This window comes from Nostoc sp. JL31 (assembly GCF_017114965.1).
GTDB lineage: Bacteria > Cyanobacteriota > Cyanobacteriia > Cyanobacteriales > Nostocaceae > Nostoc > Nostoc punctiforme_A.
Window position 1 is genome coordinate 15,242 of sequence record NZ_JABXKO010000099.1, and the last position, 12,939, is coordinate 28,180.

At 42.9% G+C, this 12,939-nt stretch carries 7 protein-coding genes and 1 pseudogene; 5 read left to right on the forward strand and 3 right to left on the reverse strand.

Features of this window, described 5'->3' with window-relative positions:
• Positions 1 to 70: 70 nt before the first annotated feature.
• Both HWQ43_RS24575 and HWQ43_RS24580 read right to left on the reverse strand, forming a co-directional pair.
• On the reverse strand, positions 71 to 2,227 hold the full coding sequence (locus HWQ43_RS24575) for a polyribonucleotide nucleotidyltransferase (RefSeq protein ID WP_292738579.1): 2,157 nt from the start codon (positions 2,225 to 2,227) through the stop codon (positions 71 to 73).
• 101 nt (positions 2,228 to 2,328) lie between these two features.
• Complete coding sequence (locus HWQ43_RS24580) at positions 2,329 to 2,874, reverse strand: N-acetyltransferase (protein WP_292738580.1); 546 nt, start codon at positions 2,872 to 2,874, stop codon at positions 2,329 to 2,331.
• 143 nt (positions 2,875 to 3,017) lie between these two features.
• Here HWQ43_RS24580 and HWQ43_RS24585 point away from each other — a divergent pair, with 143 nt between their 5' ends.
• Positions 3,018 to 6,281 carry a DEAD/DEAH box helicase gene (locus HWQ43_RS24585; RefSeq protein WP_292738581.1) on the forward strand — a complete coding sequence of 1,088 codons (3,264 nt, stop codon included), beginning with the start codon at positions 3,018 to 3,020 and terminating at the stop codon, positions 6,279 to 6,281.
• A 155-nt stretch (positions 6,282 to 6,436) separates the two neighbouring features.
• On the opposite strand, the gene HWQ43_RS24590 is transcribed toward HWQ43_RS24585, so the two are convergent.
• The gene (locus HWQ43_RS24590) at positions 6,437 to 7,726 is read right to left on the reverse strand and encodes a Glu/Leu/Phe/Val dehydrogenase (RefSeq protein ID WP_292738582.1); all 1,290 of its coding nucleotides are present in this window, start codon (positions 7,724 to 7,726) and stop codon (positions 6,437 to 6,439) included.
• A 250-nt stretch (positions 7,727 to 7,976) separates the two neighbouring features.
• Here HWQ43_RS24590 and HWQ43_RS24595 point away from each other — a divergent pair.
• The 4 genes and pseudogenes from HWQ43_RS24595 to HWQ43_RS24610 form a co-directional block, all read left to right on the forward strand.
• A pseudogene (locus HWQ43_RS24595) lies at positions 7,977 to 8,180 on the forward strand (IS4 family transposase); the annotation flags it as partial.
• Between the two features lie 185 nt (positions 8,181 to 8,365).
• Positions 8,366 to 9,592, forward strand: a complete 1,227-nt coding sequence (gene eboE / locus HWQ43_RS24600) for a metabolite traffic protein EboE (RefSeq protein WP_292738583.1) — start codon at positions 8,366 to 8,368, stop codon at positions 9,590 to 9,592.
• A gap of 15 nt (positions 9,593 to 9,607) precedes the next feature.
• A complete protein-coding gene (locus tag HWQ43_RS24605) occupies positions 9,608 to 10,981 on the forward strand; it encodes an alkaline phosphatase family protein (RefSeq protein WP_292738584.1) in 1,374 nt (457 codons plus the stop codon).
• Positions 10,982 to 11,184: 203 nt separating this feature from the next.
• Entirely contained in the window at positions 11,185 to 12,678 is a 1,494-nt protein-coding gene (locus tag HWQ43_RS24610) for a catalase (protein ID WP_292738585.1), read from the forward strand.
• Positions 12,679 to 12,939 lie beyond the last annotated feature (261 nt).

A 12,939-nucleotide genomic window follows, 5' to 3' on the forward strand; every position in this document is an offset into this window, starting at 1 on the left:
CATACGGCGATGCCTTCACGATAGGCATCGCGGATTTTAGATTTAATCTAATCTAAAATCCCAAATCGAGTTACCGATTCACCGCCGCTGCTTCTCTTGCTGCTGCTGCTTGATCTGGGTGAATACCCAAGCGGGTGAGATTAATGCGACCTTTGTTATCAATTTCGCGCACTTTGATAATCACTTCATCGCCCACCGCTACTTCATCCTCAACTTTGCCAACGCGGTAGTCAGCTAGTTGAGAAATGTGAATCATGCCTTCTTTTCCTGGCAAGAATTCCACAAATGCACCTATCGGTATAATCCGAGTAATGCGTCCTGCATAGACATCCCCTTCGTGCAACTTGCGGGTCATGCCTTGGATGATATTTCTGGCTCTCTTGGCCTTGTTCTCATCCACAGCGGAAATTGTCACTGTGCCATCATCTTCGATGTCAATTTTTGCACCAGTTTCCTCTGTGATCCCCTTAATAGTCTTGCCTCCAGGCCCGATGACCAAACCAATCATGTCTGAATCAATCTTGATTGTTAACAGACGTGGGGCATAAGGTGAGGTTTCAGTCCGTGGTGTGTCAATGCAAGCGAGCATTTTCTCCAGAATGTGCAACCGGGCTGCTTTCGCTTGGTGGACAGCTTGGGCTATAATCTCCAACGACAAACCGGAGATTTTCATATCCATTTGCAAGGCGGTAATCCCGGTATCCGTCCCGGCAACTTTGAAGTCCATGTCGCCCAAAAAGTCTTCAATGCCTTGGATGTCGGTCAGGACTCGCACTTCGTCCCCTTCCTTAATCAGACCCATTGCCGCGCCACTGACGGGTTTGAGAATTGGTACACCAGCATCCATCAGGGCGAGGGTGGAACCGCAGACTGAACCCATTGAGGTGGAACCGTTGGAAGACAGTACTTCCGATACGATGCGAATCACGTAGGGAAATTGTTCTTTGGACGGTAGCACAGGTATTAACGCTCGTTCTGCTAATGCCCCGTGACCAATTTCACGCCTTCCTGGGGCCCGCATTGGCTTGGTTTCTCCGACTGAGAACGGCGGGAAGTTGTAATGATGCAGATAACGCTTGTGCTGGTCTAGCTGCATGTCATCGTTGAGGTTTTGGGCATCCCCAGGTGTACCCAGAGTACAAGTAGATAATACCTGAGTTAGTTCCCGGTTAAATAAACCGCTACCGTGGACTCGCTTTGGTAAAACATCAACTAAACAAGAAACCGGACGCACTTGATCGAGTTTACGACCATCAACACGGACGTTATCTTCGATGATTTGTCGCCGCATGAAGTGTTTGGTAATATCTTTAAAAGTGTTACCAAGTGCCTTCTTATTTGCAGTTGCGGCAACTCGAATGGGGTCTTCTTCTGACAGTTCAGTAATCGTCGCGGCAATTTCATCCTTGACGACATCTAAAGCGGCATCGCGTTCGGGTTTGGTCAAACTAAATTGAGACAGGATTTTTTTTATCTGACCGTTGGCGCGATCGCGGATATAATTTTCTAGCGTTTGGTCTACTGCTGGTGGTGCTTCTTGCACTATTACTAGACCAAGTTCGGCAATTAAATCTTGCTGCGCTTTGATTAAGTCCCGCACTGCTTCATAACCAAAGTCAATCGCCTCGAGAATATCTCGCTCTGGCAACTGATTGGCTCCCGCTTCCACCATGATTACGCCATGTGGTGAACCAGCTACTATCAGATCCAAATCTCCCGCTTCGGTTTCTGCATAGGTGGGGTTAATAATGAAATCATCTCCCACTAAACCAACCCGCACTGCTGCCATTGGCCCATTAAAAGGAATCTGGGCAATCAGGGTAGCAATGGAAGCACCTGTAACTGCTAACACATCGGGTGGAACTAACTCGTCCATCGACAGCGTTAAGGCAATAATTTGCAAGTCATCCCGCAACCATGAGGGGAACAAAGGACGCATGGGACGGTCTATTAGACGGCTGGTGAGAATTGTTTTTTCTGGTGGACGACCTTCCCGCCGCATGATCCCGCCGGGAATCCTACCAGCGGCATATAGCCTTTCTTCATAATCTACAGTAAGGGGAAGAAAATCAATGCCTTCTCTGGCTTGCGATCGCGTAGCCGTCACTAAAACGGATGTGTCCCCTGATTCTATCAAAACCGACCCACCTGCCTGGGGAGCTAGTAGGCCTACTTTCAGTCGAATATCCCTTCCATCGAAGGATATTGACTTATCAACTTCTGCCATTCAGTTTTTTTTCCTTCTCTTTCGCTATTCTCTTTCTGTGGCAATCCTAACATTTATGCCCTATAGCTGACTTCTAGTACATACAAAGATAGACAAGTTGTTCAACCCAAAGTGTGATACAGGATTAGCGCCTCTACCACCTGCCCATTATCTAGCTTCGCCGCACCCGGAATTCGCCCAATAATCTCAAATCCTAACGACTGCCAAAGTGTAATTGAAGGTATATTAGTCTCAAAGACCAAATTAAACATTACTGCTTCGTAGCCCAGGTTTGCTGCGATCGAAAGCATAGCCTCTCCCATGAACCGTCCTAAACCCTGACCGCGTAACTCAGGTTGTACAATAAAACCAGCGTTGCAAATATGGCTACACCGACCGGGAAAGTTTGGCTTTAAATAAAACGCCCCTAATATTTCTTTTGGCTTGTGTGTAGGATCTACAACAGATGTCCTGACAACAAAGGCATCCTTGCTTAACCAGTAAGCTAAAAATTCTGTCGGAGAGAGAGGTTGCTTTTGGGGATAGGTTTTACCTTCAACAATTACAAGATTGAGTAATGCTCTTACAGCCTCCTCCTCTTGAGGATGCATATAATCTAGTTCCACTAATATCCCATTTTTTAAAACTTTAATTAGAGGTAAATTCATTATTAATAATCTTTTGATTAACTAATTTCTGAAATAATTATTATATGCAAATTTTGGTCAATAAGTCTTCTTGAGAAGATACAAAAAATAGAACAGTAGCGATTTTTAGTTCTTAAATTTTGGGAAATATAAGTAGTTAGCAAATGGCGATTTTACACTGTAATTGGTTACTAAAAAATCAAAATGGTTGTTTATTTATTTGGGGGGAAACGTGGCGATCGCCACGAGTGAATTTCGAGTCGAATGGATCTGGAGATATAGCACTACATCCATTGGCAATGACATCGGTTGAGTTGAGTGAGTGGTTGCATTCTCAGAACATGGCAATTACCAACTTCATCCAAAAACCCCAAGTTGCGATGCCTGCGGCGGGCAAAGCGATCGCAACTACTGGGCGAACGCGCAAAGCCGCCAGTGCCACTGAGATCAGTTTACCAACGCACTCTCAAATCATTACCCTACCAACTTATATCCCAGAAGGTAGTGATAAAGGAACAACAGCGATTTTCCCTGTACATTCTGCCAGCTTGGGGGAAAATACAGACTCCCCGCAATATTTGCAACCGTGGCGAGTTGAAGGTTTTTGTCTCAACGCTAGCGAAGCCGTAAAATTTCTCGCCGCTATTCCCCTAAATGCTGCTAAAGGGGAAGATGCTTTTTTGGGTGGAGATTTACGCTTTTGGTCGCAGGTGGCCCGATGGAGTTTAGATTTAATCTCACGTTGTAAGTTTTTACCAACAATTGATCGAGAATCAGATGGTGCATTTGCTGCCAAATGGCGAGTACTTCTAGACAGTGCAGTAGATGGAACCCGCCTAGAAAGATTTTCTGCGAATATACCGTTGGTTTGTCGCACTTATCAAGAAGAAGTGGGGACTGGGGAGGAGTTTTCCCAATCCCTACTTTATGTAGACTTTCCCACAGAACCTCAAGAATTACTTTTGGGATTTCTCAACAGTACGATAGATGCCCAAGTGCGAGAAATGATGGGTTCTCAACCTCCAATGGAAGCTAAGGTGATTGCATCTTTACCGTCTGGGGTGCGACAGTGGTTGCAAGCCTTAACTAGTGCATCTCATATAGTCAATGCAGATGCAATTGAAGTGGAAAGACTGGAAGCGGCATTGAAGGCTTGGACTATGCCGCTACAATACCAATTAACTCTTAAAAGTCTATTTCGTACCTGTTTTCAACTGCGTTCTCCAGAGTCTGGCGAAACAGATTGGACATTGGCGTATTTTTTGCAAGCGGCTGACAATCCAGAGTTTTTAGTGGATGCAGCAACTATTTGGAACAATCCAGTTGAAAGATTGGTTTATGAAAATCGGACAATTGAGCAACCACAGGAAACATTTTTACGAGGTTTGGGGGTAGCTTCGCGATTATATCCAGCGATCGCACCCAGCTTTGAAACCGAATATCCCCAATCTTCTCGGATCACCCCCATCCAAGCTTATGAGTTTATCAAAGCTGTAGCTTGGAGGTTGGAAGACAGTGGTTTAGGGGTAATTTTGCCTCCCAGTTTAGCGAATCGTGAAGGCTGGGCGAATCGTTTGGGTTTGAAAATTACTGCCGAAACCCCAAAAGGAAAGCAGGGACGTTTAGGGTTGCAGAGTCTATTAAATTTCCAATGGCAATTGGCAATTGGTGGACAAACTATTTCTAAAGCTGAGTTTGATAAACTTGTGGCTTTAAATAGTCCGCTAGTGGAAATTAACGGGGAGTGGGTAGAATTGCGACCCCAGGACATCAAAACAGCCCAAACATTTTTTACCACTCGCAAAGACCAAATGGCGCTTTCCTTAGAAGATGCCTTGCGTTTCAGTACAGGGGATACCCAAGTAATTGAAAAATTACCAGTGGTTAGCTTTGAGGCATCTGGGGCATTGCAAGAGTTGATTGGGGCGTTAAGTAATAATCAAGCGATCGCACCTTTACCCACACCAACAGGCTTTAAAGGACAGTTGCGACCTTATCAGGAACGTGGGGCTGCTTGGCTGTCATTCTTGGAACGTTGGGGTTTGGGTGCATGTCTCGCCGACGATATGGGACTCGGTAAAACCGTGCAGTTCATTGCTTTCTTGCTACATCTTAAAGAACAGGATGCACTAGAAAATCCAACACTGCTAGTTTGTCCAACTTCAGTTTTAGGCAACTGGGAAAGAGAAGTCAATAAATTTGCACCAAGTCTAAAAATTTTGCAATATCACGGTGACAAACGCCCAAAAGGAAAAGCGTTTTTAGAAGCAGTGAAAAAGCACGATTTAATCGTTACTAGCTACTCACTACTTCATCGAGATATCAAGTCATTGCAAAGTGTCTCTTGGCAGATAATTGTTTTAGACGAAGCCCAGAATGTGAAAAATCCAGAGGCGAAGCAGTCAAAAGCAGTACGGGAATTAGAAGCGACATTTCGCATTGCGTTGACGGGGACACCAGTAGAAAATAGACTCCAAGAACTCTGGTCTATTTTAGATTTTCTCAATCCAGGATATTTAGGCAATAAGCAATTTTTTCAGCGGCGGTTTGCCATGCCAATTGAAAAGTATGGTGATACGGCTTCTTTGACTCAATTACGTTCATTAGTGCAACCATTTATACTGCGGCGATTGAAAAGCGATCGCGACATCATTCAAGATTTACCAGATAAGCAAGAAATGACCGTATTTTGCGGTTTAACTGGTGAACAAGCTGCACTTTATCAACAAGTTGTAGAACAATCTTTAGTAGAAATAGAATCTGCTGAAGGATTGCAACGTCGGGGTATGATTTTGGCTTTGTTAATCAAACTCAAACAAATCTGCAATCATCCAGCCCAATATTTGAAACAGGCGACATTAGAGCAACATAATTCAGCCAAACTTCTGCGGCTAGAAGAAATGTTAGAAGAAGTTTTAGCAGAAAGCGATCGCGCTCTAATTTTCACACAATTTGCTGAGTGGGGTAAATTACTTAAACCCTATTTGGAAAAACAGCTAGGGCGAGAAATATTCTTTTTATATGGCAGCACCAGTAAAAAGCAACGTGAGGAAATGATCGACCGTTTCCAACACGATCCTCAAGGGCCACCGATTATGATTCTTTCTCTGAAAGCCGGTGGAGTAGGACTAAATTTAACACGAGCAAATCATGTATTCCACTTTGATAGATGGTGGAATCCAGCCGTGGAAAATCAAGCCACAGATAGAGTATTTCGGATTGGTCAAACCCGGAATGTACAAGTACATAAATTTGTTTGCACTGGGACTTTAGAAGAAAAAATTCATGACATGATTGAAAGTAAGAAACAGTTAGCTGAACAAGTTGTAGGTGCTGGTGAAGAGTGGTTAACCGAAATGGATACAGACCAACTTCGCAACTTATTACTGCTCGATCGCAGTGCAGTAATTGATGATGATGCAGAGTAAATTCGTAGTAAGTAAGAACTTTAGTGCTTGAATTGAGTGCTAAAGCGATCGCGTAACAGAAACACTGGCTATTTATAATATATAAGGGCACAATATTATTGTTGTGCCCTTATATGTTGTCTATTCAATTGAAAACTGCTGTCTATGCCCAAATATTAAGGGTAAAGACCTCTGTCAGTCAGCGCCTGAGCCACTCTACCTACCCCCAACGTGTAAGCTGCTAACCTTAAAGAAATTTGCCCTACCTCCGACTGATGAATTACCTTGCGGTACGCTTGCACCATCAAATGCTCCATTTCGCGGTTGACGCGCTCCTCATCCCAAAATACGTAAGAAAGACCCTGCACCCACTCTAAATAACTGACTACTACACCGCCAGCATTCGCCAAAATATCGGGTAGCACTGTCACACCCCGCGCCTCTAAGGCCAAGTTAGCCTCAAGAGTAACTGGGCCGTTAGCTGCTTCTGCCACAATTTGCGCCTGCACTTGATTCACATTTTCTTCAGTGATTTGGTTCTCCAAAGCCGCTGGTATTAAGACATCGCAAGATAAAGTTAATAAATCTGCATTGCTAATTGGTACAGATTGCGGGAAACCCACAATACTCTTGCGATTTTCAGCAGCGTAGACTTTCAACTTGGGAATATCAAGACCAACTTCGGAGAATATTCCGCCAGCACCAGTTGAAACAGCGATAATTTTCGCGCCTGCTTCATATAGTAATTCTGCTGCGGCACAGCCGACGTTACCGAAACCTTGAATAGCTACTCGCACTCCTACCAAAGATTTACCTCGATCTGCTAGCGCCTCACGGACAATAATCATCGTCCCACGTCCGGTTGCCATTTCTCGCCCCAGAGAACCACCAATAGAAAGGGGCTTTCCAGTTACAACTCCTGGTACAGCATGACCAACATTTACAGAGTAGGTGTCCATCATCCAAGCCATCTCACGGGCAGAAGTACCCATGTCTGGCGCAGGAATATCTACAGAAGGCCCAATATCTTTAATCAACTCGCTGATATAACGGCGGCTGATTCGCTCTAATTCACCAACACTGTAGCGTTTGGGATCTATAGCAATGCCACCCTTCCCACCACCGTAAGGAATACCTAACAAGGCACATTTCCAGGTCATCAGCATTGCTAGAGCAGATACTTCGCGCAATGTCACAGCCGGATGGTAACGAATTCCACCCTTGTATGGGCCTAAGACATCAGAGTGCTGTACCCGGTGTCCAGCGAGAACTTGTATTTCCCCATTATCTAGTTTCACAGGAATGGAAACCGTGACAACCTTACGCGGGTGGCTGAGAATTTCCAGCAAACCCTGATTTAAATTTAATTCTTTAGCTGCCGCCTCTAAGTAGCTACAGGCTTGATCAAATGGGCATATATGCGCTGGAGAAGCAGGTTCTGACAGCAACAGGGATTTTGAAATCATAAAATTTTCTCCTAATCACGGTATCTTTACGAACCGGATATCATCTGTATTTAGCTTATCCTTTTTTTTGAGAAAATAGGAATTTTGTAGTTTTTGTTACAGTTTTATATTTTATATTCTGATATTCGAGAATTATTTAAAAATCATCATTTGTAGGGGCGCACAGCTCTGCATTGGTGTCAACTTAAGCAAAAAGGAACCATAAGATGTAATCTAAGGACATCAATTTAGATGTCCTTAGTGATACATCATGAGTAGAAAACGCCCAGCGCGAATAGGAAACCCAGACCTGCGGCAACAAAAACAAGTACCGATACCGCCAATAGAGGAAATTGAGCAAAAAATCTACTCCTTCTTACTATCTCCGCTCAACTTTAAACCCTTGAAATTGTACGAAAAGGAAGAAAAGAAAGCATTCCACGACAGAATACTGACCTTATCGGTTTGGATTAGTCAAAACTAGGCGTAAGCGTCACCCTTGAGATTGACGCTTACACCCAACAAATTTGGGCTTTCTCTTCTTAAGTTGACACCAATGATAGATGTGCGCCCCTACCCATGAATATGTAGCAAGTATTTTGTGAAATAGTTTAAGCCAAAGAAAACAGATTAAAAATATACAAGGGATATAACTAGAAAATGAAAATTACAAAAAACAATAATTTTCACTTAACTTATTGCAGTAATATTCATCCTGGTGAAAGTTGGCTAGAGGTTTTCGCCAATTTAGAGAAGTATATTCTCGAACTCAAATCACGTTTATCGCCAACAGAACCTTTTGGTATTGGCTTGAGGTTAGCAGATGTTGCTGCAAAAGAACTTTTAGAAAGTAATAACTTGGCCCAATTCCAAACTTGGCTAACTCAACAAGATTTATATGTTTTCACCTTAAACGGATTCCCTTATGGTGGATTTCATCGACAGGTGGTAAAAGACCAAGTTTATGCACCAGATTGGTCTACACAAGAGCGGGTTGATTATACATTGAACTTGGTAAATATTTTAGCTAGTTTATTACCCCAAGGACTTGATGGCGGAATTTCTACACTACCATTATCTTATAAACCTTGGTGGGTAAAAGACCAAACAACTTTTGAAACGGTTCTGAAAAAGAGTTGTTTGAACATCGCATCTGTTGTTGTAGAAATGATTCGCATCGGTGAAGAAACAGGCAAGATCCTTCATATTGATTTAGAACCTGAGCCTGATGGTTTAATTGAAAATACTTCAGAAATAATTGATTTTTATGAAAATTGGTTATTGCCAATTGGCGGTAATTATTTATCACAAAAGCTAAATATTGAACAGAATTTATCAGAAATTAAATTGCTAGAACACGTTCGAGTTTGCTATGACACCTGCCATTTTTCAGTTGAATATGAGGAACCGCAATCTGTATTTACACGTTTGCAATCGGCAGGAATTAAAATTGGCAAAATTCAAATCAGTGCAGCAATTAAAGTAAAAATACCTGCTGAGGTTGAAAAGCGTCGTTTGATAGTTGAACGCTTACGTCCTTTTGCTGAATCTACCTATCTACACCAGGTAATAGAACGTCGCAGCGATGGTACACTTCATCACTATCCTGACTTAATAGCTGCATTACCACATTTAGAACAATCTCTAGCTGAAGAATGGCGCACTCACTTTCATGTGCCAATTTTTATTCATGATTATCAAATTTTGCAATCTACACAAGATGATATTGCTACTGTTTTACATCTACTTCAGACAAACAATGCTTGCTCACATTTAGAAATTGAGACTTACACATGGGATGTATTGCCATCAGAAATGAAGATAGATTTAGCGACTTCTATTCAGCGTGAGTATGAGTGGGTATTAAAAGAATTTGCCGCCAATTAAGAGGAAATTAATTTTATGCAGAAAACAGTTGTTCTAAATGTCGTGGGATTAACGCCCAGTTTACTAGGAGAAAGCACGCCGTTTTTATCTTCTTGGGCGGCTATTGGACAGGTAGCTTCCATCAAAAAAGTGTTACCTGCTGTAACTTGTTCGGTTCAAGCTACTTATTTAACAGGAAAGTTGCCTGATGAACATGGAATTGTTGCTAATGGTTGGTACTTCCGCGATGAATGTGAAGTAAAGTTTTGGCGACAATCTAATAAACTAGTACAATCTCCCAAAGTTTGGGAAATAGCTAAATCAATCGATCCAACCTTCACTTGTGCCAACCTTTTTTGGTGGTACAATATGTATTCCTCAGTAGATTATGCGATTACACCCCGCCCGATGTATCCCGCAGATGGGAGAAAATTACCTGATATTTATACACATCCTAGTGATGTGCGATCGCAAATTCAATCTGATTTAGGAAACTTCCCCCTTTTCGATTTCTGGGGGCCAAAAACTACCATTAGTTCTAGCCAATGGATTGCCAATTCCGCAAAATGGATTGAGGAACGTTACAGCCCGACATTATCACTAGTTTATCTACCACATTTAGATTACTGTCTACAAAAGTTTGGTAACAATCAAACACAGATTCAAGCAGATTTGCGAGAAATTGATGCTGTTTGTGGGAATTTAATTGAATATTTTGAAGCACGTAATACTCAGGTAGTTATTCTTTCTGAGTATGGCATTACGCCAGTTTCTAAAGCTGTGGATTTGAACCGCGTACTACGGGAAAATGGTTTAATTGCTGTGCGAGAAGAATTGGGGCGAGAACTGCTCGATTTTGGTGCTAGCATTGCCTTTGCCGTTGCCGATCACCAAATTGCTCATATATATGTCAACGATCCGGCGTATATCCCGAAAGTGCGATCGCTTTTAGAAGCGACTGAAGGCGTGGCGCAAGTATTGGATGAAGAGGGTAAACAAGCCTACCATCTCGATCATCCTAGATCGGGGGAGTTGGTAGCGATCGCTCAATCTGACGCTTGGTTTACCTATTATTATTGGCTCGATGATGCGAAAGCGCCTGATTTTGCTAGAACTGTAGATATCCACCGCAAACCTGGTTACGATCCTGTCGAACTTTTCCTCGATCCGCAAATAAAATTTCCTCAAGGAAAAATTGCTCTCAAGTTACTTAAGAAACAACTGGGTTTTCGCTACTTAATGGATGTGATCCCTCTGGATGCTTCCCTGGTGCGTGGCTCTCACGGTAATATCACCACTTCTTCAGATGAAGGGCCTCTATTTATCACCCATCAGACTCACCTCGTTAATGAACATCAAATTGAGGCGACAGATGTTTGCTCGTTGATTCTCAAACATTTAAATACCTGAAAGGCAGTATAGAGGCGATATATCGTCTCTACATCTTACCAAAATACAAAAAAATTCCTTGTAATTCATAGTCATATCGAGTATGCTTTATATACAAACTCGTTATGACTATGAACTAGATTGTTCTATCAGTAGGCATCCATCTACTGACTAAAATGTACTGTGGGCAATCTGAGTAACTTACATGGAGAGCTTCTTTACCCATGACTGAACCCCAAAATTTGACAACTGCTGATGGTATTCCAGTTAGCGATAATCAGAACTCACTCACAGCTGGAGCGCGTGGCCCTGTATTAATCCAGGATTTCCACCTATTAGAAAAGCTGGCTCATTTCAACAGAGAACGTATTCCTGAAAGAGTTGTCCACGCTAAAGGTGCTGCTGCTCACGGCACTTTGACTATTACCAATGACATTACCCGCTACAGTAAAGCCAAACTTTTTTCTGAAATTGGTAAGAAAACGGAAGTTCTGCTGCGTTTTTCTACAGTCGGAGGAGAAAAAGGTTCAGCAGATGCCGAGCGCGACCCTAGAGGTTTTGCCATCAAGTTCTACACTGAAGAGGGTAACTGGGATCTCACAGGCAACAATACCCCGATTTTCTTCATCCGCGACCCGCTCAAGTTTCCTGATTTTATCCATACCCAAAAGCGCAATCCCCAAACCAATTGCAAAGACCAGAATGCAAAGTGGGATTTTTGGTCACTTAGTCCAGAATCGCTTCACCAGGTGACGATCCTGTTTTCAGATCGGGGAATTCCCAAAACCCATCGACACATGGATGGTTTTGGTAGCCACACCTTCAGCTTGATTAATGCTCAGGGCGATCGCGTTTGGTGTAAATTTCACTTTAAGAATCTGCAAGGGCATCAAACCTTGACGGAGGAAGAATCCGCTAAGATTAAGGGCGAAGATCCCGATCATGCGACTCATGATTTGTTTGAAGCGATCGCTAAAAAAGACTATCCTAAGTGGCGGATGTGTATTCAGGTGATGACTGAAGAGCAAGCGGCAAAACATCCTGACAATCCTTTTGACTTGACCAAAGTTTGGAAACAAGGGGAATATCCTTTAATTGAAGTCGGGATATTAGAGCTAAATCGGAACCCAGAGAATTATTTCGCCGAAGTTGAGCAAGCCGCTTTTAGCCCCAGTGCAGTGGTTCCTGGTGTTAGTTTCTCTCCAGACAAAATGCTGCAAGCTCGAATTTTTTCTTACCCAGATGCTCAACGGTATCGCTTGGGTGGTAACTATCAGCAACTACCCGTCAACCAGCCCAAATGTCCAGTGATACATTATCAGCGAGATGGCTTTATGGCATCGGGGAACAACGGCGGTAGTGTTCCTAACTATGAACCGAATAGTGCTGAGGGTACGCCTAAAGAAAATCCAGCTTATGCAGAACCACCTAGTCATTTGGGCGATGTCACAGTCGATCGTTACAGTCATCGTGAAGGAAACGACGATTACACCCAAGCAGGTAATCTGTATCGGTTACTAACTCCTGAACAGCAAGAGCGTCTTGCTAAAAATATTGTTGGTAGTCTCAGTCAAGCAAGGGAGGACATCCAAATGCGTCAACTTTGCCACTTCTTCCGGGCAGATGTTTCCTATGGTAGTCGTGTAGCTGAGGGGTTAGGCATTTCAATTGATCCCTCAGTATTTTCTCATAATGCTCAACCTGTAGGTAACTGGTAGCCTCGTAGTTTCGTAGCATCTGTTATGCCGTAGGCTAACGCACCGAAAACCTGGATGGTGGGTTAGGTAATTAAGCTAGATTCAGATCCCCGACTTCTTGAAGAAGTCGGGGATTTGATCAATGAAAACAGACTCATTAATGGAGTTCAGAGACTCATTAATGGAGTTCAGAGGCTCATTAATGGAGTTCAAAGGCTCATTAATGAAGTTCAAAGACTCATTAATGGAGTTCAAAGACTCATTAATGGAGTTCAAAGACTC